Source organism: Aeromonas sobria (assembly GCF_006243315.1).
GTDB lineage: Bacteria > Pseudomonadota > Gammaproteobacteria > Enterobacterales > Aeromonadaceae > Aeromonas > Aeromonas sobria_A.
In genome coordinates this window covers 117,580-138,685 of record NZ_NKWE01000021.1, presented here as the reverse complement: position 1 = coordinate 138,685, position 21,106 = coordinate 117,580, and the positions used below count along the sequence as shown (strand labels likewise).

General features: G+C 60.4%; 16 protein-coding genes. 10 read left to right on the top strand and 6 right to left on the bottom strand.

All coding sequences use genetic code 11. The features are described 5' to 3' along the window. Positions 1–188: 188 nt before the first annotated feature. Positions 189–1,310: a 4-phosphoerythronate dehydrogenase gene (locus CF137_RS06640; RefSeq protein ID WP_139718452.1), complete on the bottom strand. Its 1,122-nt coding sequence runs from the start codon at positions 1,308–1,310 to the stop codon at positions 189–191. A gap of 256 nt (positions 1,311–1,566) precedes the next feature. On the opposite strand from CF137_RS06640, the gene CF137_RS06635 reads away from it, so the two are divergent. The 3 genes from CF137_RS06635 to CF137_RS06625 all read left to right on the top strand — a co-directional run bounded on the left by CF137_RS06635 (position 1,567) and on the right by CF137_RS06625 (position 4,672). Next, positions 1,567–2,289 carry a phosphatase PAP2 family protein gene (locus CF137_RS06635; protein WP_139718451.1) on the top strand — a complete coding sequence of 241 codons (723 nt, stop codon included), beginning with the start codon at positions 1,567–1,569 and terminating at the stop codon, positions 2,287–2,289. A 99-nt stretch (positions 2,290–2,388) separates the two neighbouring features. Further along, positions 2,389–3,066 (top strand): ribonuclease T, encoded by a 678-nt coding sequence (gene rnt / locus CF137_RS06630; protein ID WP_162515874.1) that lies wholly within the window; start codon positions 2,389–2,391, stop codon positions 3,064–3,066. A 283-nt stretch (positions 3,067–3,349) separates the two neighbouring features. Continuing rightward, positions 3,350–4,672, top strand: a complete 1,323-nt coding sequence (locus CF137_RS06625) for a Na+/H+ antiporter family protein (RefSeq protein WP_139718449.1) — start codon at positions 3,350–3,352, stop codon at positions 4,670–4,672. A gap of 538 nt (positions 4,673–5,210) precedes the next feature. Here CF137_RS06625 and CF137_RS06620 read toward each other — a convergent pair. The 4 genes from CF137_RS06620 to ydiJ form a co-directional block, all read right to left on the bottom strand. Then, positions 5,211–7,100, bottom strand: coding sequence for a DEAD/DEAH box helicase (locus CF137_RS06620; RefSeq protein WP_139718448.1), 1,890 nt, complete (start codon positions 7,098–7,100; stop codon positions 5,211–5,213). A gap of 181 nt (positions 7,101–7,281) precedes the next feature. Continuing rightward, positions 7,282–7,743 carry a hotdog fold thioesterase gene (locus CF137_RS06615; RefSeq protein WP_139718447.1) on the bottom strand — a complete coding sequence of 154 codons (462 nt, stop codon included), beginning with the start codon at positions 7,741–7,743 and terminating at the stop codon, positions 7,282–7,284. 132 nt (positions 7,744–7,875) lie between these two features. Next, entirely contained in the window at positions 7,876–8,364 is a 489-nt protein-coding gene (locus tag CF137_RS06610; protein WP_139718446.1) for a hypothetical protein, read from the bottom strand. Beyond that, on the bottom strand, positions 8,364–11,441 hold the full coding sequence (gene ydiJ / locus CF137_RS06605) for a D-2-hydroxyglutarate dehydrogenase YdiJ (protein WP_162515873.1): 3,078 nt from the start codon (positions 11,439–11,441) through the stop codon (positions 8,364–8,366). The genes CF137_RS06610 and ydiJ overlap by 1 nt, the downstream gene beginning before the upstream one ends. A 167-nt stretch (positions 11,442–11,608) precedes the next feature. Between ydiJ and CF137_RS06600 the strand changes: the two genes are divergently transcribed. From CF137_RS06600 to CF137_RS06585, 4 genes are all read left to right on the top strand, one after another. Further along, positions 11,609–12,535, top strand: a complete 927-nt coding sequence (locus tag CF137_RS06600; protein WP_101317459.1) for a cation diffusion facilitator family transporter — start codon at positions 11,609–11,611, stop codon at positions 12,533–12,535. A gap of 300 nt (positions 12,536–12,835) precedes the next feature. Further along, a complete protein-coding gene (locus CF137_RS06595) occupies positions 12,836–14,371 on the top strand; it encodes a TerC family protein (protein WP_101317461.1) in 1,536 nt (511 codons plus the stop codon). 202 nt (positions 14,372–14,573) lie between these two features. Continuing rightward, entirely contained in the window at positions 14,574–15,695 is a 1,122-nt protein-coding gene (locus tag CF137_RS06590; RefSeq protein WP_139718444.1) for an alkene reductase, read from the top strand. 146 nt (positions 15,696–15,841) lie between these two features. Beyond that, a complete protein-coding gene (locus CF137_RS06585; protein ID WP_139718443.1) occupies positions 15,842–16,828 on the top strand; it encodes a zinc-binding dehydrogenase in 987 nt (328 codons plus the stop codon). Positions 16,829–16,941: 113 nt separating this feature from the next. Here the strand turns inward: CF137_RS06585 and CF137_RS06580 are convergent, their stop codons facing one another. Then, positions 16,942–18,006, bottom strand: coding sequence for an adenosine deaminase (locus CF137_RS06580; RefSeq protein ID WP_139718442.1), 1,065 nt, complete (start codon positions 18,004–18,006; stop codon positions 16,942–16,944). Between the two features lie 197 nt (positions 18,007–18,203). Here CF137_RS06580 and CF137_RS06575 point away from each other — a divergent pair, with 197 nt between their 5' ends. The 3 genes from CF137_RS06575 (at position 18,204) to CF137_RS06565 (ending at position 21,081) form a co-directional block, all read left to right on the top strand. After that, the gene (locus CF137_RS06575; protein WP_101317469.1) at positions 18,204–18,953 is read left to right on the top strand and encodes an HAD-IIA family hydrolase; all 750 of its coding nucleotides are present in this window, start codon (positions 18,204–18,206) and stop codon (positions 18,951–18,953) included. Between the two features lie 54 nt (positions 18,954–19,007). After that, a complete protein-coding gene (locus CF137_RS06570; RefSeq protein ID WP_139718441.1) occupies positions 19,008–20,582 on the top strand; it encodes a cation:proton antiporter family protein in 1,575 nt (524 codons plus the stop codon). A gap of 130 nt (positions 20,583–20,712) precedes the next feature. After that, positions 20,713–21,081 carry a cupin domain-containing protein gene (locus CF137_RS06565; protein ID WP_139718440.1) on the top strand — a complete coding sequence of 123 codons (369 nt, stop codon included), beginning with the start codon at positions 20,713–20,715 and terminating at the stop codon, positions 21,079–21,081. Positions 21,082–21,106 lie beyond the last annotated feature (25 nt).

The following is a 21,106-nucleotide window of genomic DNA, read 5'->3' as shown; positions in this document are numbered from 1 at the left end:
CTCCTCTGATAATGCTGCAATGGCACCGGCTGGCGCCATGGTCGGCAGGGCCTCCTGGATCGAGACGCCCTCGCCTGAGATGGCTGTTTCGGCGCAGAAGACGCTGCGCCGGAACAGTAAAAATGGCGGCGATGTGGCACAAATGGCTCACACCTGCCGGTTATCTTTCAGATCATAAGAGCCCCGACTCAGGGGCGTGACAGCGCAAATCCCAGTGCACCCAGCGCCTTGTCGGCAAACGCCCCTTCAACCCGCAGGGAGGATAGTTCACGGCGCTCGGGATAGTGCTTGCGCTGCTCATCAAAGCTGCCGGACAAGCCGAGTCGGGCCCGGAAACGGGCATCATCGCGACGCACGTCATAGACCAGATGCACCAGCTGCTTGATCAGCGCCTGATCCGGCGCGCGGCCCGGCACCACCGCCTGCACATCGGGGGCAGGCAACAGCTGACTCAAATCCTGACGCGGCGAGCGCCCCAACTGCTGGCAGAGCGCCTGATAGAGCATCCAGGTGCCGCGCGCCTTCCCCTCCAGGCTGTAACCGGCGATATGGGGGGTGGCAATCTCGGTATGGGGCACCAGATCCACCAGTGGCTCAGGCTCGTTCTCCCACACATCCATCACCAGTCGCAAAGGCTCATCGCTCAACTGGCGTGCCAGCAGAGCCCGGTTATCCCACACCTCGCCCCGTGAGGCGTTGATCAGGATCTGCCCGGCAGGACGGGCGGCAATCTGCTCGGCATCCAGCAGATGGTAGGTGGCATCCGCCCCTTCACGGGTGATGGGCACATGAAAGCTGACGATATCGGCCTTAAGCGCGGTCTGATAGTCGACAAAGCCGCCGGCGGGATTATCCCGCGCCTTGGGCGGATCACAGCGAAGCACCCGCATGCCGAGCGCTTGGGCCTTGCCAGCCACACACTCGCCGGTATTGCCCGCGCCAATCACCGCCAGGGACATGGTAGAGAGGTCGAGTTCATAGCGCTCCGCCAGCACCAGCAGGGCGGAGAGCACATAATCCCCTACCGAATACTTGTTGCAACCGGGGGCGCTGAAGAAGGGGATATTGCGGCTCGCCAGCAAAGCCTTGTCCACATGGTCGGTGCCTATGGTGGCGGTGCCGACAAACCCGAGTTTAGGACTAGTCGCCAGCAAATCGCCGTTGACGCGGGTGACCGAACGCACCAGCAGCACATCGGCATCCTGCAGATCGCTGGCCTGCATCTGCCGCCCGGGCAAGGCAACCACCTCGCCAAATTCGGCAAACAGCTCCACAGCATGGGGCATATTCTCATCAACGACTATCTTCATCGGGCTCTCTTTGGTCACAACCGCCACGGGGGCGCCATTCTAGCGCAAAGCCGCCCGATATTTCAGCCTGTGATGCAATCTGGTGCGAAAGGGCGCGACATTCCCTCATCGCAGCGCCACAAGCCGCAGATAACCCGCTCCGGGCGCGGGATCGGGTCGCAAATATGTAAGCAGAGGTAACAAATCATCCGCCCGACTTTGCCCGCAGATCGGCTAATGGCACAATGCGCAACTTTCTCACTACCGCCCAACGACCATGCCTCCTTGCACCACGTCACTCTCTCGCAGCCAGGTCCTCGGCTTCACCGCCCTGCTAACCTTGCCCCTGCTGCTACTCGCCACGCTGCCCTGGCAGCCTTTTCTGACCGGCTCCCTGCAATCTGGCTGGCTATGGTGGTCATACGCCCTGACCCGCATGGTCGATATTCCCGGGATCGGGGTCAGTGGCGCCCTCTTGCTACTGCTGACCCGCTACAAACTCAAACTGGAGCTGGCGCCCTTTATTGCGCTGGGATGCGCACTGGCGGCCCTGCTCGCCAGCGACTGGGTGCTCAAGAGCCTGATCAAGCACCTGACCGAAGAGCCCAGACCCTATCTGCTCTGGCTGGAGAGTCAGACGCTGATCCCGGCCATCAAAAGCTTCTACGCCAGTAGCGTCGATGTGCGCAGCGAACAGGTTCACGCCGCCAGCCAGTTGCTGGCCCTGCCCGAGTGGCTCGGCCACCATTGGCAAAAGGAGGTAAATTACGCCTTCCCCTCTGGCCACAGCATCGCCGCCATCAGCCTAGCCCAGTTTTTCGGCCTGATCTGGCTGGCCCGCGCCCCCACCGGGGTCTGGCTGTTGCCACTGTGGGCCTTAGGGGTTGGCATGTCGCGCATGGTGATGGGCATGCACTGGCCGGTGGATGTGCTGGCCAGCGCCCTGCTGGGTACGCTCACGGCGCTGATCGCCGCCCGCTGGTGGCTGCACAGATATTGAATCCTGTGCCATCTTGCCGCGGCATCCTGCGTGGGATGGGGGGACAAGCCTGTGCTTTTTTGCCATAATGCCGCCTCATTTTATCCCGACCGAGATCCCATGACCGACGCAGTTCATACCCTCAAGGGCCGTTTCCGTGGTTTTTACCCCGTCGTCATCGATGTTGAAACAGCCGGGTTCAACGCCAAGACCGATGCCCTGCTCGAAATCGCCGCTTACACCCTGAAAATGGATGAGCAGGGCTGGCTCGTTCCCGATCAGGTATTCCACTTTCATGTCGAGCCCTTCGAAGGGGCCAACCTGGAAAAGGCCGCGCTGGAGTTCACCGGCATCGATCCCTACAACCCGTTGCGTGGCGCTGTCTCGGAAAAAGAGGCACTGACCGAGATCTTCAAGGGGATCCGCAAAGGGATGAAGGAGCAGGATTGCGGCCGTGCCATCATAGTGGCCCACAACGCCACCTTCGATCACGGCTTTGTGATGGCCGCCGCCGAACGCGCTGGCCTCAAGCGCAATCCGTTCCACCCGTTTGCCACCTTCGACACCGCCGCCCTCTCCGGGCTGGCGCTGGGTCAGACCGTGCTGGCCAAGGCGTGCCAGAGCGCTCGCATCCCGTTTGACAATAAAGAGGCCCACTCTGCCCTCTATGACACCGAGCGCACCACAGAGCTGTTCTGTCATATCGTCAACCGCTGGAAGAGCATGGGGGGCTGGCCGCCAGCCCATCCGGATGACAACACGCCGGATACCCCTGCCGACCATGACGGGCAGGAATAAGCGCAAGAAGGCTGCCACTGGCAGCCTTCGTTTTTTGGGAAGTGATTGATTGCACTACGCCCCGGAAATCACCATCAACCTCACCATCACCTCACTATCAACCGCTGTGCACGCGATGCACGGAGACAAACAGGTCACAAACCCTCATGTTGATTAACCTTGTGCCACCTGCTGCTGTGATATGAGGGGTTTGACTGATTTTTTTCTCGACATTTGTCACATTTTTCGCAAACTAACTCCCCTTCACATGACAGACAGCAATAACAAACTATAAGGAAATCAAATGAATCCAGTTGTTATCGCAGTCGGACTGATGCTGGTGCTCAGTCTGCTGCGGATCAATGTGGTGGTCTCACTGGCGCTGGGCGCCATTGCGGGCGGCCTGGTCGGTGGGCTGTCGTTGACAAAGACCCTCACCACCTTCAGCGGTGGCCTGGGCGGTGGCGCCGAGATTGCGCTCTCCTACGCCATGCTGGGTGCTTTCGCCGTCGCCATCTCCCGCTCCGGGATCACCGACCTGCTGGCCCGCAAGGTGATCAGCCAATTGGGCAAAGATGCCAGCTCGACCCGCATTATGTGGGTCAAAACCCTGCTGCTCTCTTCCGTGCTAGCCGTGGCGATCTCGTCCCAAAACCTGATCCCGGTTCATATCGCCTTTATCCCCATTCTGATCCCGCCGCTGTTGCATGTGATGGCACAGATGCAGATCGACCGTCGTCAGGTGGCCTGTGTCCTCACCTTTGGCCTGACCGCCACCTATATGGTGCTGCCGGTCGGCTTTGGCGGCATCTTCCTGAACAACATTCTGGCCAAGAACCTGATCGATAACGGCGTGCCGATCACCTCCGGTCAGATCCCGCTCGCCATGGCCATTCCGGTCTGTGGCATGGTGCTGGGTCTGCTCATCGCGGTGTTCATCAGCTATCGCAAACCGCGCCAATATGATCTGGCCAAGATCCTGGAAGCCGAACCAGAGACAGTTGAACTCAATCTCACCCATATCTGGGTGGCCCTGCTGGCCATTGGCGTAGCACTTGGGTTGCAGCTAATGACCAACAGCATCGTACTGGGTGCGCTGGCCGGTTTTGTCATCTTCACCTGTGGCGGCGTCATCAAGTTTCGCGAAAGCCAGGATGCCTTCACCCAGGGGGTGCGGATGATGTCGCTGATCGGCTTCATCATGATCTCCGCCGCCGGTTTTGCTGCCGTGATGAAGGCAACCCACGGGGTCGATAGTCTGGTCGAGGTGGTCGCCTCCGGCATTGGCCAGCACAAGGGCATCGCCGCCTTCCTGATGCTGCTGGTGGGCCTGCTGATCACCATGGGGATCGGTTCTTCCTTCTCCACCGTGCCCATCATCGCCACCATCTATGTGCCGCTCTGTCTGCAGCTCGGCTTCTCCCCGATGGCAATCATCGCACTGGTCGGCACCGCAGGCGCGCTGGGGGATGCCGGTTCACCGGCCTCCGACTCGACCCTGGGCCCCACCTCCGGCCTCAACGCCGATGGTCAGCACGACCATATCTGGGACAGCGTGGTGCCCACCTTTATTCACTACAACATTCCGCTCATCCTGTTCGGCTGGGTGGCAGCCATGGTGCTCTGACCCGCATATCTGACCAAGGCACTATGCATAAAACGAAGGCGACCTCAGGGTCGCCTTCTTCATTCGCGCTAACCAATGGCCAAGCTCAACCCTGCTAAGAGCCGTCGGTCAGATATGACATCGAAGCCATCAGCGCACCGCCACTGATCCCAGTCTCTCAAGCTGCCCCGCGCGCTGTTCAGCTATCGCTTGAACAAGGAATTGCGCAGCCTGAGATGAAAACCATAGATATTGCTCTTCTCTTCACTTCTGGCTGCCCACATGACAGATATCGCAGCTCTTCGCACATACGCTCCCGCCACTCGGTAATAAGAACAACCGCAGCCCAGCGGTCTCGGTAGCAGAGGGACGGTTGACGTCAGATAGCACACCATAACCGCCCTGGAACAGGGCTTATATAGAGCGACACAACACCTCCGAACGCTGTCGCCATGGGCTCAAGCCATGGCCCGCTTGATGGTGTTGTGCTAACACGGGGCAAACTGCAGCCATAAAAAAAGCCGCTCGATGAGCGGCCTTTTTATCACTGGGTCAGCAATTAACCTTCGCGGCGCTTGCCACCGAATTTACGCTTGTCAGCACCACCTTCACGGCGATCCCCACCCTTATTGAACGGGCGGTCACCACTCGGACGACGATCCTTGTTGAAAGGACGATCGCTGCGCGGCGGACGGCTGGCAGTGTTGCTACCGGCAGGTACTTCGGTGTAGCGGCTGATCTGCAGCGGACGCTGGCAAACGCGAGCTTTCTTGATCACTTCCAGCACGTCGCCGGTCATACCCTTGGGCAGATCAACGGTGGAGAAGTCATCAGCGATGTCGATGTTACCGATGAAACGGCTCTCGATGTTCGCTTCGTTAGCGATAGCGCCAACGATCTGGCCCGGCTTGACGCCGTGGTTAGCACCCACGTCTACGCGGTAGCGCTCCATCTCTACATCCGGGTTGTCTTTCAACGGACGCGGCTCGAGGGAAGGCATACGACGGGCAGGACGATCACCACGGTCCACGAAGTCACGACCACCGAAATCACGGCCACCATCGCGACGTTCAAAGTCACGACCACCGCGATCATTGCTGGCGTTCAGCAGCGGATCAGGGATGGAGTCATCCAGCAGCAGCGGTTGGTCACCCTGAACCAGTTTGGCCAGTGCGGCAGCCAGTTCCAGCGGATCTGCAGAATCTTCTTCGATCAGCTCGTTCACCAGGTTGTGATAGATCTCAAGCTCTTCGCCCATCATGGTTTCACGAATGCGCTCTTTGAACTTGGTCATACGGTGCTGGTTGATGTCTTCGGTGCTCGGCATCTTCATCGGCTCGATGGCCTGACGAGTTGCTTGCTCGATGGCACGCAGCATACGACGCTCACGGGGAGCCACAAACAGAATGGCCTCGCCCTTACGGCCAGCACGACCGGTACGGCCGATACGGTGAACGTAGGATTCGGTATCGTAAGGGATGTCGTAGTTCACCACGTGGGTGATACGCTCAACGTCCAGACCACGAGCAACTACGTCGGTCGCGATCAGGATGTCCAGTTGACCTTGACGCAGCTTGTCAACGGTACGCTCACGCAACTTCTGCGGGATGTCACCGTGCAGCGCTTCACAAGCGTGGCCGCGGGCGGCCAGTTTGCCAGCCAGCTCTTCGGCAGCATTCTTGGTGCGCACAAAGACCAGTACTGCTTCGTACGGCTCTACTTCAAGCAGACGGGTCATGGCGTCCAGCTTGTGCAGACCGGTTACCTGCCAGTAGCGCTGACGAATAGTCGGTGCAGTGGAGGTTTTGGAGACAATCTTGATCTCTTTCGGCTGCTTCAGGTGCTTCTGGGCAACACGACGGATCTGGTCCGGCATGGTGGCAGAGAACAGGGCAACCTGACGGGTGCTCGGGCACTGGTCCATGATCCAGTCAACGTCGTCGATGAAGCCCATACGCAGCATTTCATCAGCTTCGTCCAGAACCAGGGCTTTCAGGCCGGAGAGGTCCAGGTTCTTGCGACGGATCAGATCCATCACACGGCCAGGAGTACCTACAACAACCTGAGCGCCACGACGCAGTGCGCGGGTCTGGGTTTCGTAAGAGGAACCGCCGTAGATAGGCAGAACGTGGAAATCAGGCATGTGCTTGGCGTAACGTTGGCACGCCTCAGCAACTTGCAGCGCCAGTTCACGGGTAGGTGCCAACACCAAAACCTGGGTGTTGCGGTTACCAGCTTCCAGACGAGATAAAAGAGGCAAGGCAAAAGCAGCGGTCTTCCCTGTACCGGTTTGCGCCTGCCCCAGCAGATCGTGTCCCGCCATCAGGTGGGGAATTGCTGCGGCCTGGATCGGTGACGGGCGCTCATAGCCCACGTCCTGCAGCGCTTTCAATACAGGCGCGGCCAGTCCAAGCTCACTAAAAAGGGGCAGTTGTTCGGTATCAGACATAGATTCTTCCAGATTAAGGCAGGCGGCTAAACACCGCGGAATAGCAAAAAGGCGGCGATTATAGCGCCACTTTGTTCTGCTGTCTTGAAAAATGTGATAAGCCTCTCAAGACGTTGGCAATTATAGAGGGATCTGGCGACTATAGCTTGCTTATTTTGCACCCTTAAGGCGTTATTGCAGATCACTCCTCGCAGGAGTCCTTGCCCCGCTTGTGTTTGAGCACCGCCATGGTCAGTCGGCTGGTGCACAATAAACGCATCCGTTCATCCCGAATTTCAATCTGCCACACCTGAGTCGTCGCCCCCAGATGCAGCGGTGAGCAACGCCCGCTGACCACCCCTTCCCGCTTGGCCCGCAGATGGTTGGCATTCACCTCCAGCCCCACGCAGTAACTCTCAGGCCCCACCGCCATGTTGGCGGCAATCGATCCCAAGGTTTCCGCCAATACCACGGACGCGCCGCCATGCAGCATGCCAAGGGGCTGGTGGGTGCGATGGTCCACCGGCATGATTGCTTCCAGCCAGTCGGGGCCAAAGGCGGTATAGACGATGTCGAGATGGGCCATCAAGGTGTTGCGAGAGGTGGCATTGAGCCCGTCCAGACTCATGGGTTTCCGCCAGATGGGGGCAATATCGTGACTCATGGCAAGCAACTCCTTAAATCAATAATGGATTGGTGCCGATGGGGTGACACACCCAGCATCGGCAAACCGGGTCAGAAAACAAGCGGCCCCGAGCAAGGGGCCGTTTGATAAGTGATAACAGCAACCAGGACATCACCAGGGATAAGTCACCCCTGGCCACTCATCCCAAGGCACTTCTCGCCCTGGCAAACGGGGATGCGGCCACTGCCAGACGTTGGCGAGCCAGTCGCGCAGCTGCGCCTCCAGCGCCTCATCGGTAATGGGCGCCTCGGCCACCTTCCAGAAAAAGAGCTCCACCTCTACCTCCGGCAACACCGAGGGGTAGAGATAAACCCCGCCCCAGAATTGCGGCTCTCGCTCTGGGCTCCATAGACCATAGGCAAAGGAGCGCTTGGCCAGAAACTCCGACTGCTGCCACTCCAGATCCCCTTGGTGCTGGCTCAGGCTGAAGTTGGCGGAGGGCCAGATATCGTTCGGGCGAAACAGCTGATGAAGCTGCTCGCGCTCGCGCAACATGGCGACAAACTCCACCACCGCCTGAGCGGGGGTGGCAGGCAACAACAAGAAACGCGGGTGCCGATAGGCCTTCGGCACCCTAAACCGCTTGGGAAAACGCAGCATCAGAGCAGCTCCAGCAGGGCTTGCAATGGATGTTTGAGTTTTTCCCCCTCCATCCGCTTGACCTGACTGCGGCACGAATAACCGGTGGCCAGACAGCGCCCTTTGGGCAGGCGAGCGAGCGGTTCGGCCCAGCTCAGCCCGTAGATCCCCTTGGAGTTCTCCACCTGTTTGACGTCGTGACCATAGGTGCCCGCCATGCCGCAACACCCCACAGAGACCGGCTGCAAGCTGGCCCCGAAGCGGCCAAACAAGGTGCTCCAGTCGCCGTGGGTCGAGGGCTGAGCAGTCTTCTCGGTGCAGTGGGCAAACAGATACCAAGGTTCGGGTTCGCTCCCCTCCTCGCTTTTTGCCTTGTTGGCGCTAACGGGCAGTTGATCTGTCGGCAGCGAGAGCAGCCACTCCTGTGGCAGCAGCACCTGAAAATCGCCGCGAGCCGACCCCAGCGCCTTGGCATATTCGTCGCGATAGCAGAGCACCATGGCCGGATCCACCCCCACCATGGGGATGCCGAGCCCCGCCACCTTGTTGAGGAACTGGGCGCTATTGGCGGCGGTGCGGGCAAAGGCGCGCAGGAACCCCTTGATATGTTGGGGTTTGCCGTTGGGTTTGAAGGGCAGCAGGTAGGGCAGGAACCCGAGCTTGCTGGCGAGTTTCACCAAATCCCGCACCACGGGGGCATCGTAATAGCTGGTGAAGGGATCCTGCACAATCAGTACCACCTGCTTGCGTTGCTCGGCGCTCATCCGCTCCAGCCCCGGCAGATCAAAATAGCGGGCGCGGTTGTCATGCAGGCTCTCGGCCAGGGTCGGCACCGAGAGCAGCGGCACATCGACCATGCCAATGCTCTTCTCGGTTGCCTTCTGGGCCCACTCTTTTTCGAGGAAGAAGTTGACCAGCTTCGGCGCTTTGGCGAGCAGCGGCGCATAGCTTTCGACGGTGCCGACGAAGTAATCCTTGGGCGCGCGCAGGTAGCGGCCGTGATAAAGCTGCATAAAACGGGCGCGAAAATCGGGCACATCCACCTTGATCGGGCACTGGCTGGTACACGCCTTGCAGGCCAGACAGCCCGCCATCGCCTCCATCACCTCGTGGGAGAAGTCATATTCGCCGCGCTGTTTGGCCCAGCTGTTGCGCACCTTGTCCACCAGCTGTTTGAAGCGCACGCCACCGGATTGCAGCGCCACCTCTTCTGCAAGCGGATCGAAGCCCTGCTCTGCCAGCTGGCGCAGCCATTCGCGCATCAGGCCCGCCCGTCCCTTGGGGGAGTGGCGGCGATCGCGGCTGATCTTGACCGAGGGGCACATGGGGGAGTCGGTCTCGAAGGTGAAGCAGAGACCATTGCCGTTGCAATCCATGGCGCGGGTGTAGCTGGTGCGCACCGCGAGCGGGATCTGGCGGTCATACTTGCCGCGCTTGGGGCCATCCACCGACACCAGCTCGGCGCCGCTGCCATAGGGGATGCAGATCTTGCCCGGGTTGATGCGATTGCTTGGGTCGAACGCCCCCTTGACCCGCTGCAGCTCTTCCCACAGCTCGCCAAAGAAGGCGGGGCTGTATTCGGAGCGAAAACCCTTGCCGTGCTCCCCCCACATCAGGCCACCGTATTTGGCGGTGAGCGCCACCACCTGATCGGAGATCCGGCGCAGCAGCACCTCCTGTTCGGGATCGCAGAGATCCAGCGCCGGTCGCACGTGCAGCACACCTGCATCAACGTGGCCAAACATGCCGTAATCAAGGCCGTGGGCATCCAGCAGGGCGCGAAATTCCATGATGAAATCGGCCAGGGATTCTGGCGGCACCGCGGTATCTTCAGTGAAGGCCACCGGCTTCTTGCGCCCTTCGGCGTTGCCCAGCAGCCCCACCGACTTCTTGCGCATGGTGTAGATGGTCTCGATGCTCGGCAGGTGGTCACACAGCTGATAGCCGATGATCCCCGCCTCCCCCTTGGCCAGCAGCGCGTCGATGCGGCGGCATAGCTCTGTTACCTTGGCCTTGTGTTCTGCCTCGTCGGTATCGGCAAACTCGACGATATTGAGCCCCTGCAGATCCTTGCCAGGCACATCCTGGATCAGGTTTTTCACCGAATGCCAGATGATGTCGGCGCGGGCCAACCCCAGTACCCGGGAGTCCACCGTCTCCACCGACAGCGCCTCTGCCGCCACCATAAAGGGGGCATTGCGCAGGGCCGAGGGGAAGCTGTCGTACTTGACGTTGACCAGGGTCCGGTAACGCGGGATGAGGGTGATGTTGAGTTTGGTTTCGGTGATAAAGCCCAAGGATCCTTCCGAGCCGCACAGCACCCGGCTCACATCCAGCGTATCGCTTTCGGGCTGATAGAGGTGCTTGAGATCGTAGCCGGTCAGAAAGCGGTTGAGCTTGGGGAAGGTGGCTTCAATGTCGGCGCGCCGCTCCTTGCCGATGCGATAGAGGGTGCGATAGATCTCCCCTTCCCGATTCTCCAGCGCCAGCTTGTCCGCCAGCCGTGGGCCAGTCAGCGGCTCGGTGGCCATGATGTCGCCGTTCTCCAGCACCGCCTTGAGCCCCAGCACGTGATCCGAGGTTTTGCCGTAGACCAGTGACCCCTGCCCCGATGCATCGGTGTTGATCATGCCGCCAATGGTGGCGCGGTTGGAGGTGGAGAGATCTGGCGAGAAGAAGTAACCGTGGGGCTTGAGATAGGCGTTGAGCTGGTCTTTCACCACCCCGGCCTGGGCGCGCACCCACCCCTGTTCCAGATTAATTTCCATGATCTGGTTCATATAACGGGAGAGATCGACGATAATGCCGCCGCCCAAGGACTGACCATTGGTGCCGGTACCGCCACCACGAGGGAAAAAACTCAAGGAGGCGAATGCCGGCTCCGCGGCCAGCTTGAGCATTGCTGCTATGTCGTCCGCACTGCGCGGATAGAGAACCGCCTGGGGTACTACCTGATAGACGCTGTTATCCGTCGCCATCGCCAACCGGCTTGCATAAGACTTTTCGATATCACCACGAAATGCGCTGCGCTCTAGCAACTCAAGAAACTGCAGGGTTGCGGGTGACAAACTGTCCTGGTAATCGAGTCTCGGGATCATGAATCCTTGTTCCCATCCTTTGCTTGATGCCGGCACGCCGGCGACAACGACTGGCCAGCCGCCTATCAATGGCAATCAGACCAGTCCGCTCACATGTGAGCGGGCAGTATATCAGCAAGAAAACCGCTTGCCCTTGGCAATATTCACCATTTGAATGGAGGACTTTTATGGCTCACTACCGCCATGTTATCAGTACGTTTATCACCACCGAAAAGCAGGCTTTGACCCTGTCGCTGTTCGGCAGCATAGGGTTTGCCATCTTCGGCATCGGCTATGGCCTGCTGGTGGGATCCCACGCCATCATGCTCGATGGTATTTTTAGCCTGTTCAGTATGGGCATGACCGGCCTTGGTCTCATCACCGCCTACCTCGTTACCCGCCCCTCCGATGCCCGCTTCCAGTACGGCTACGCCCATTTCGAACCCATTGCCAATGTGATCAACGGGGTCATCATTTTACTGCTCTGTCTGGGGGCACTTTATAGCGGCATCACCACCCTGCTGGCGGGTGGCCGTGACATTGACCTCGGCCACGCACTGATCTGCGCCGCCATCTCCACCTTTTTATGCTCCCTGTTTTATCTGGTCGAAGCGCGGTTGGCCAAGCAGTTCAACTCCGAACTGGTGCGGGTCGATTCAGAGGAGTGGCTGGTTGATACCATACTGAGTGCCACCCTGCTGGTGGGTTTTTTGGTCGCGATGGGGCTCGATACCATCGGCTATGGCCAATATAACCGTTACATAGACCCGGTGCTGGTCTCGCTGCTGGCCCTGTGTGCCACCCTCATCCCCATCAAGGTGCTCAGTCGCAACCTGCGGGAAGTGTTGAAGATCGCCCCCAAGGGGGATGTGCCCCGCCAAGTCGAGCGGGAAATCGAAGCGCTGCGCCAGCGCCACGGCATCGAGTGCTACAGCCATCTGGCCAAGAGCGGTCGGCGCTTTGATCTCGAGCTCAATATCCTGATTGCACCGGATCAAGAGTGGTCAGTGGATCGCCAGGATGCCTTGCGCCATGAGCTCTGGTCTCGCCTCGGTGATACCCTGGGCGATGCCTGGCTCTCGGTCTGTTTCACCCGCGAAAAGCGCTGGTTGTAACAACCGCACGGGGAGTGCGGCTTGGCCGCCTCCCCCAGTCTTGCTACTCCCCCATCACCTCCCGCTGACGCTGTGCTTGCCAAATTGGCGCCAATCGTTATCATCAGGGCTCATTTTTCACCCGAGGTTTTATTGCCCATCATGGACAATCCCCGAAGTTGCTCTTCGTTCATTCCCTTCACGCACTCTCTTTATCTGCTTAATCCGCGCCTCTGAATAATGCCATTGCCTTGCTGTTACTGCGGCCACCGCGCGCCGTGATCACTGTTTGCTCTGTCTGTTTTTATCGAGGTCGTCATAATGGAATTGCTGCTGGATCCCCACATCTGGGTTGGTCTGTTTACCCTGATCATTCTGGAAATCGTGCTGGGGATCGACAACCTGGTCTTTATCGCCATCCTGGTGAAAAAACTGCCCCCCGCCCAACGGGACAAAGCCCGCGTCATCGGTCTCTCCCTCGCCCTGCTGATGCGACTCGCGCTGCTGAGCGTCATGTCATGGCTGGTTACCCTGACCACTCCGATTTTACATCTGTGGGATCATCCCTTCTCCGGTCGGGACCTGATCCTGATGGGCGGTGGCCTGTTCCTGCTGTTCAAGGCCACCTCCGAGCTGCACGAGCGGCTGGAAGCCAAACCCCATGACGATGGCCCGGTCGGCGCCTACGCCAGCTTTGGGGTGGTGATCGCCCAGATCCTGGTGCTCGATGCGGTCTTCTCGCTCGACTCCATCATCACCGCCGTCGGCATGGTGGAACACCTTGGCGTCATGATGGCCGCCGTGACCATCGCCATGGTGGTGATGGTGCTCGCCTCCAAGCCGCTGACCCGCTTCGTCAATGCCCACCCGACCGTGGTGGTGCTCTGCCTGAGCTTCCTGCTGATGATCGGTTTTAGCCTGGTGGCGGAAGGCTTCGGCTTCCACATTCCCAAGGGTTACCTCTACGCGGCCATAGGCTTCTCGGTGCTGATCGAGTTTTTCAACCAACTGTCCCAGCGCAGCGCCGAACGTCATGAATTGAAACAGCCCCTGCGTGAGCGCACTACCGCCGCCATCTTCAAGCTGATGGGCAGCAAGGCCTACCAGGATCAGCCGGACGACGATCTGGATGCGCCAGCGCCTGCGCCGCTGAGTTTTGGGGAAGAGGAGCGTTATATGGTGACCGGTGTGCTGTCACTGGCCGAGCGATCCATTCGCACCATCATGACACCACGTTCAGACATGGCCTGGATCGATATCAACGACTCCAACGACGAGATCCGCGCCCTGTTGCAGCGAGAGCCCCACAGCCTGTTCCCTATCTGCGACGGGGATCTCGATGAGGTGATCGGGGTACTTAAAGCCCGCGATCTGCTGTTTGCCCTCAACGAGGGGCAATCCTTAAGCGAATTGGCCAAGCAGAACGACCCCATTATCGTGCCGCAGACCATCAACGTGATCCGCCTGCTGGCAGAGCTGCGCAAAGCCAAAGGGAGCCTCATTCTGGTCTCAGACGAGTTTGGCGTGATTCAGGGGCTGGTCACCACCCACGATCTGCTGGAGGCCATCGTCGGCGAACTGCCGGACGAGGACGAAACCCCGGATATCGTGCGCGATGGCGAAGGGTGGCTGATCAACGGCAGCACCAACATCCACCATGTGGAGCAGGTACTGGAGCACGAGGGTCTGGTAAGTGACAACGACGAATATGTGACCCTGGCGGGCATGCTGCTTTCCCACTTTGGCATCCTGCCCAGCCCGGGCCAGCAGTTGCAACTGCAGCAACTCAGCTTCGAGGTGGTCGAGGTGAGCGAGCGGCGCATCGAGCGGGTGCGGGTGATCCCGCAGGCAGTGTAAGCTGCCCACCATCATGACAAGAGGGCCACACGGCCCTCTTTTTTTGCATCCAGCTCCAGCACGGGTATGGATAGCTGCCCCTGTTTAAGAGCTGGTTGGCCTGATTGCTGCATTTTTCGCAATTCAATTATGCGATTACCCCTCTTTTTCACAACAAGATGCCGGCATAGAGTGGCGTCACTCCCACCTTCAGGAACTCAAGATGAGCCACGATCACCTGTTTTGCCCGCTGCGCCTCGGCCAGCTGCACCTTGCCAACCGCATCGTCATGCCCCCCATGACCCGCTCCCGTGCCAGTCAGCCCGGTGACGTGGCCAACGCCATGATGGCGAGCTACTACGCCCAGCGCGCCGAAGCGGGGCTGATCATCAGCGAAGGCACCCAAATCGACCCCATGGGCAAGGGCTACGCCTGGACGCCGGGCATCCATAGCGCCGAGCAGATCGCCGGCTGGAAGTTGGTGACCGATGCCGTGCACGCCAAGGGCGGCACCATCTTCGCCCAGCTCTGGCACGTCGGCCGGGTCACCCATCCGGACAACATCGGCGGCGCCCAGCCTATCTCTTCGTCAGCCATTGCCGCCGTGGGGGTCAAGGTGTTCGTCGATAACGGCAGCGATGAGCCGGGTTTTGTCGAGACCGTCACCCCGCGCGCCATGACCCAGAGCGATATCGAGCAGGTGATCGGCCAGTTCCGTCAGGCAGCCCGCAACGCCATCAGCGCTGGTTTTGATGGCATTGAGCTGCACGCCGCCAACGGTTATCTCATCAACCAGTTCCTCGACTCCGAATCTAATGCCCGCAGCGACCGCTACGGCGGCTCGCTGGAGAACCGGCTGCGCTTTCTCAAAGAGGTGACTGAGGCGGTCAGTAGCGAAATCGGCGCCGATCGGGTTGGGGTGCGCCTCGCGCCGCTCACCACCCTCAACGGCACCGTGGATGCCAACCCGCAGCAGACCTATCTGGCGGCCGCCCGCCTGCTGGGCCAACTCAATGTCACCTACCTGCACATTGCCGAAGCGGACTGGGATGATGCCCCCCTGATGCCGGAGAACTTCAAGCAGGGTCTGCGAGATGCCTTTCCCAACACCCTGATCTATGCCGGTAAATATGATGGGGCCCGTGCGCGCGCCGCCCTCGAAGCGGGTTGGGCCGACATGATTGGCTTTGGCCGCCCCTTCGTCGCCAACCCGGATCTGCCGAACCGGCTGCGCCACGGCTATCCGCTGGCCCCCCACGATCCGGCTACCCTGTTTGGCGGCGCGGAGAAAGGGCTGACCGACTACCCCGTCTATCAGGCCGATGACGCAACCACCAGCCGTTGATTGCCGATGGCCAACCGGCCACTTAAAGCAGGCCCCACTGGTTGGGGCCTGCTGTATTGTTGCCCATTCGCAACAGTGATACTTATGACTGCCTTACTGTTGCAATCATCTCGTTAAGCTCTCCCACTGTTTCGCAAGGAGTCCTCATGAATCACACCCAAGCCTGGTGCTGGCATGCCCCCGGTGAACCGACCCAGCTTACCCTCGCCGACCTGCCGCTCTCGCCGCTCGCCCCCGATGAGGTACTGGTAGCCAACCGGGTCATCGCCTTCAATCCGGTGGACTGGAAGCTGATCGAATATGGCCACTCCAACTGGCAGGATGGTCAAGTGCCCGGCGTCGATGGCATGGGCACCATCGTGGCGCTCGGTGCCAACGTCAGCCATCTGCGTCTCGGCGCCCGGGTCGCCTATCACACCGACCTGCGCCACCACGGCAGCTTTGCCCGCCACACCCGGGTACCGGCTCGCGCCCTGCTGCCGGTGCCCGATGCCCTGAGTGACGAGGCGGCCGCCGCCCTGCCCTGTCCCGGCCTCACCGCCTGGCAGGCACTGGCCAAGCTGCCGCGCCTGCACGGGGAAGCGCTGCTCATCACCGGCGCGGGCAGCAGCGTCGGCCGCTTTGCGGTGCAACTGGCCCTTAAACAGGGAGCGCGGGTCTTTGCCAGCGCCAGCCCACGCCACCATCAGTGGCTCAAACAGATCGGGGTGCAGGGGGTGGCCGATTATCGGGATCCGCAGTGGCTAGCCACCCTGCAGGCGGCCAACGGTAACGAACCGTTTGAGGGGATCATCGATCTGGTCTCCAGCCAACAGGCAGAAAGCTTGTTGTCTGCTCTGGGCTACTACGGCCATATGGTGACTGTGCTCGGGCGCATCCCGCACAACCCGCAGCCCGCCTTTAGCCATTGCCTCTCATTGCACGAGATTGCGCTGGGTGCCCAACACGCCTTTGGCACCGACAAGCAGTGGAGCCGACTGGTGGCCGCCGGTGTCGCCATGATGGATCAAATGGCGAGCGGCGAGCTGACCCTGCCGCCGCTGGTGGTCGGCAATTTCGAGGCGCTGCCTACCCTGCTCGACCGCTTCAAGCGCGAAGGACAGGGCGAGAAGTTTCTGGTGCGAGTGGCGTAACGCTGCCTTCCCCCGGCGACCCCACCAGCCATTGAAACGAGAGAGGCCCGCCAGTGATGGCGGGCCTGTTTTTATATCGACTGCATGTCATCTCGACTTCATTAGCGCCTGACTCAGTGCAGGATCACCCCGTGGGTCTCGGCATAACAGCGGATCTCCCGGGTCAGCCGCGCCTTGTCGGCCAAAGAGAGCCAGCTCGCCTCAACGGCATTAAGCGACAAGCGGCAGAGCTGACTCATGGTCGCGCCGAGACCATCGGCCAGCGCCGCAAAGTTGGCCACCATGTAGCCGCCAAAATAGGCAGGATCGTCCGAGTTGATGGTGACGCAGAGCCCCTGCTCCAGCAGCCGCAACACATTGTGCTGGGCCATATTGCCGAACACCTTGAGCCGGGTGTTGGAGAGGGGGCAGACGGTGAGCGGCAAGCGGGTATCCGCCAGATAGCGCAGCAGCGCGAGATCCTCTGCCGAGCGCACTCCGTGATCGATGCGGCAAACGTGTAACTCATTGATCGCCTGCCAGATGTACTCGGCGGGCCCCTCTTCACCGGCGTGGGCCACCACCGGCAGCCCCAGCTCGCGGCAGCGGGCAAAGACCCGGGTAAACTTGCTGGGCGGATTGCCCTGCTCCCCCGAATCGAGGCCGATGCCGTGAATGCGGGCGAGGAAGGGCTCCGCCTCTGCCAAGGTAGCAAAGGCATCCTCTTCGCTGAGGTGGCGCAAAAAGCTCATGATAAGGCGCCAGCTGATGCCAAACTCCTTCTCCCCGGTCTGCAGCGCCCGCTCGATGCCACTCAGCACAGTCGCAAAGGGGATACCGCGGGCAGTGTGGGTCTGCGGGTCGAAGAAGATCTCCACATGCACCACCTTGTCGGCAGCGCAACGCTCAAGATAGGCCCAGGTGAGGTCGAAGAAATCCTGCTCGGTCACCAGCACGCTGGCACCGCGATAGTAGAGGTCGAGAAAGGATTGCAGGCAGTCAAAGTCATAGGCGGCGCGCACACTGGCCACGTCGGGCCAGGGCAATGGCACACCGTTGCGGCGGCCCAGCTCAAACATCAGCTCGGGTTCGAGGCTGCCCTCGATATGCAGGTGCAGCTCCAGTTTCGGCAGTCCGGCGATAAATTGCGCGGCGGTGAGGTGTTCGGGGGTGACTGGCTTGGGAATCGGGGTGTCCATGGTGACGGCTCCATCAGCAAAGTGATCCGGCGCCAGCCCCTCCACCAGACTGACCCGACGGCAGCTTTATTGTGCACCTAAGTGGCGCGACAGGGGAGACTTGTCATCAAACAGACTTATAATGGCGTCACAAAAATCATAAATGATTGAACATCTTAACGATTGGCGGCTCGCCTGCGCCCTGACAAGGAGTTTTCATGAAGAAGAACGTCATCTGCGATATCGACGGTGTCATCCTGCACAATAACGATCTCATTCCCGGTGCCGACCGTTTCGTCCACCGCCTGCTGGAGCAGGGCAGCAAGCTGTTGTTCCTCACCAACTACCCGGCCCAGACCCAGAAAGATCTGCAAAACCGCTTCCGCTCCGCTGGCATCGAGGTGCCGGAGGAGAGCTTCTACACCTCTGCCATGGGCACCGCCGACTTCCTCAAACGCCAGGATGGCAAGAAGGCCTATGTGATTGGTGAAGGGGCGCTGACCCACGAGCTCTACAAGGCAGGTTTCACCATCACCGACATCGACCCCGACTTCGTGGTGGTGGGCGAGACCCGCAACTACAACTGGACCATGATGCAGCAGGGGGCCAAGTTCGTCGATCAGGGGGCCCGCTTTATCGCCACCAACCCTGATACCCACGGCCCCATGATGCACCCTGCCTGCGGCGCACTGTGCGCCCCCATCGAGCGAATGACTGGCAAGAAGCCGTTTTATGTCGGCAAGCCGAGCGCCTGGATCATCCGTGCGGCACTCAACCGGATGGAGGCCCACTCCGACGACACCATCATCATCGGCGACAACCTGCGCACCGACATTCTGGCGGGCTTTCAGGCCGGTCTCGAGACGGTGCTGGTGCTCTCCGGGGTGAGCAAGGTGGCGGATATCGACCGCATGCCGTTCAGGCCGAACCATATTTTCGACTCCGTGGTCGACATCGATATCGTCTAATCACCACCCAAGCGTTAAACAGGGCAGGCCTCTCCTGCCCTTGCAGGATCTGTTATGGAACCCATTATGATCGCCGTGGCCTTTGGCTGCGGCATGCTGGTCAATCTCATCGGATTGCCCCCTCTGCTCGGCTTTCTGGCCGCCGGTTTTATCCTCAACGGCATGGGATATGAAAACACCCCCGCCCTGAGCGAGGTGGCCGATCTCGGCGTCACCCTGCTGCTGTTCACCATCGGCCTCAAGCTCAATATCAAGACCCTGATGCGGCGCGATGTGTGGGGCACCACCAGCCTGCACCTGCTGCTCTCCACCCTGCTCTTCACCGTGGTGTTGCTGGTCTGCAAGGGGCTGGGGCTCCACCTCGCCCTGTCGCTGGACTGGAAGCTGGCGCTGCTGCTGGGCTTTGCCCTCTCCTTCTCCAGTACCGTCTTCGCAGTCAAGGTGCTGGAAGATCGCAGCGACATGAACGCCCTCTACGCCCGCATCGCCATCGGGGTACTGGTCATGCAGGATGTGTTCGCCGTGGCCTTTCTGGCGTTTTCCAGTGGCAAGTGGCCCAGCATCTGGGCGCTCTGGGTGCTGGGATTGCCACTGCTGCGCCCGCTGCTGTTCAAGCTGCTGGAACGTGCTGGTCACGGTGAGTTGCAGGTGCTGTTCGGGGTATTTCTGGCGCTGGTGGTCGGGGCGGCCGGTTTTGAAGTGGTCGGGCTCAAGCCGGATCTCGGGGCGCTGATCATCGGCATGCTGCTCGCCTCCCATCCGGCTGCGGCGGGATTGGCCAAGGCGCTCTTTAATCTCAAAGACCTCTTTCTGGTCTGCTTCTTTCTCACCATCGGCCTCAATGGCCTGCCAACCCACGACACCATGCTGCTGGCGCTGGCGCTGGTGCTGGCCCTGCCGCTGAAAAGCGCCCTCTACTATCTGGTCTACAGCGGCGCCCACCTGCGGGTGCGCACCGCCCTGCTCTCCACCCTGGCGCTCAGCAACTTCTCGGAGTTTGGCCTGATCGTCGCAGCCATCGCCGCCAAGGCGGGCTGGCTCTCCCACGAGTGGCTGGTGGCGGTCTCGCTGGCGCTGGCGGCGAGCTTTATGATCTCCGCCCCGCTCAATGCCCAGAGCGAGCGCATTTATCACCGCATCGGACACTGGCTGCGGGGATTGCAGGCAAGCAACCTCCATCCGGAAGACAGACCCATCGAATTGGGCGATGCGGAGGTGATCATCCTCGGTATGGGGCGGATCGGTCAGGGGGCCTACTTCGAGCTGGAGAACAAGTACGGCAACGTCATCCTCGGGGTGGAGAACGACAGCGAGAAGCTGCCCACCCTGCGCGCCCAGGGGATGAACGTCATCGAAGGGGATGCCACCGATACCGACTTCTGGGACAAGGTGTTGCTCTCCAATCAGGTCAATCTGGTGCTGCTGGCGATGCCCCACCACTCGGGTAACCTCTACGCCATCGAGAAGCTGCGCAGCCACGGGTTCAACGGCAAGATCGCCGCCATCGTCCGCTTCGAGGATGATATCGCCTCCTTGCAGGAGCAGGGGGTGGATGCGGTGTTCAACGTCTACAACGAAGCGGGCAGCGGCTTTGCCCGCCATGTGATCCGCCGCTTGCAGCCGCTTTGAGTCGTCGGCCAGCAGCCCTTGGCAAGGAGGAACGCATCGTTTAAGTTATGCACAACCTCGTTTAATAAAACGAACAAACGCGGGGCCTGGAAGGCCCCGCGTTCCTATCTGCCGAAGCCAAGGAGGCACCATGAAGACCCTCAACGACTGGATTTTGCCGGGCCGCCACGAGGCGGCCCCTACCCCGCTGATGCCAGCCCCCGAGCGCATTAAAGCGGGCAACCCGGCGCAAACGGTGTGGAACCACTACTCCGACCCAAGCCAGCAGTTTCACGTGGGCTTCTGGGCTTGCGAGCCGGGCCGCTGGGCCATCCACTACACTGAGCACGAGTATTGCCAGCTGCTGGAGGGGGATGTGGTGATCCACGACAGTCAGGGCGGCCAGCTGGCCCTCAAACCCGGCGATCAATTCGTGATTCCGGCCGGCTTTGTCGGGGAGTGGGAGACCCTCACCCCCTGTCGCAAGGTTTATGTGATCTTCGAACCCGCCGCGGCTTGACGTTCACGTCACCCTACCCCGTTGC

What these genes read in the sequence shown, in the direction of transcription:
- CF137_RS06610 (WP_139718446.1), bottom strand. Translation starts at nt 8,364, where the DNA reads ATGCTGCGTTTTCCCAAGCGGTTTAGGGTGCCGAAGGCCTATCGGCAC.
- CF137_RS06590 (WP_139718444.1), top strand. Translation starts at nt 14,574, where the DNA reads ATGAGCCACGATCACCTGTTTTGCCCGCTGCGCCTCGGCCAGCTGCAC.
- CF137_RS06615 (WP_139718447.1), bottom strand. Translation starts at nt 7,743, where the DNA reads ATGAGTCACGATATTGCCCCCATCTGGCGGAAACCCATGAGTCTGGAC.
- CF137_RS06640 (WP_139718452.1), bottom strand. Translation starts at nt 1,310, where the DNA reads ATGAAGATAGTCGTTGATGAGAATATGCCCCATGCTGTGGAGCTGTTT.
- CF137_RS06625 (WP_139718449.1), top strand. Translation starts at nt 3,350, where the DNA reads ATGAATCCAGTTGTTATCGCAGTCGGACTGATGCTGGTGCTCAGTCTG.
- CF137_RS06570 (WP_139718441.1), top strand. Translation starts at nt 19,008, where the DNA reads ATGGAACCCATTATGATCGCCGTGGCCTTTGGCTGCGGCATGCTGGTC.
- CF137_RS06595 (WP_101317461.1), top strand. Translation starts at nt 12,836, where the DNA reads ATGGAATTGCTGCTGGATCCCCACATCTGGGTTGGTCTGTTTACCCTG.
- CF137_RS06565 (WP_139718440.1), top strand. Translation starts at nt 20,713, where the DNA reads ATGAAGACCCTCAACGACTGGATTTTGCCGGGCCGCCACGAGGCGGCC.
- CF137_RS06580 (WP_139718442.1), bottom strand. Translation starts at nt 18,006, where the DNA reads ATGGACACCCCGATTCCCAAGCCAGTCACCCCCGAACACCTCACCGCC.
- rnt (WP_162515874.1), top strand. Translation starts at nt 2,389, where the DNA reads ATGACCGACGCAGTTCATACCCTCAAGGGCCGTTTCCGTGGTTTTTAC.
- CF137_RS06585 (WP_139718443.1), top strand. Translation starts at nt 15,842, where the DNA reads ATGAATCACACCCAAGCCTGGTGCTGGCATGCCCCCGGTGAACCGACC.
- ydiJ (WP_162515873.1), bottom strand. Translation starts at nt 11,441, where the DNA reads ATGATCCCGAGACTCGATTACCAGGACAGTTTGTCACCCGCAACCCTG.
- CF137_RS06635 (WP_139718451.1), top strand. Translation starts at nt 1,567, where the DNA reads ATGCCTCCTTGCACCACGTCACTCTCTCGCAGCCAGGTCCTCGGCTTC.
- CF137_RS06620 (WP_139718448.1), bottom strand. Translation starts at nt 7,100, where the DNA reads ATGTCTGATACCGAACAACTGCCCCTTTTTAGTGAGCTTGGACTGGCC.
- CF137_RS06575 (WP_101317469.1), top strand. Translation starts at nt 18,204, where the DNA reads ATGAAGAAGAACGTCATCTGCGATATCGACGGTGTCATCCTGCACAAT.
- CF137_RS06600 (WP_101317459.1), top strand. Translation starts at nt 11,609, where the DNA reads ATGGCTCACTACCGCCATGTTATCAGTACGTTTATCACCACCGAAAAG.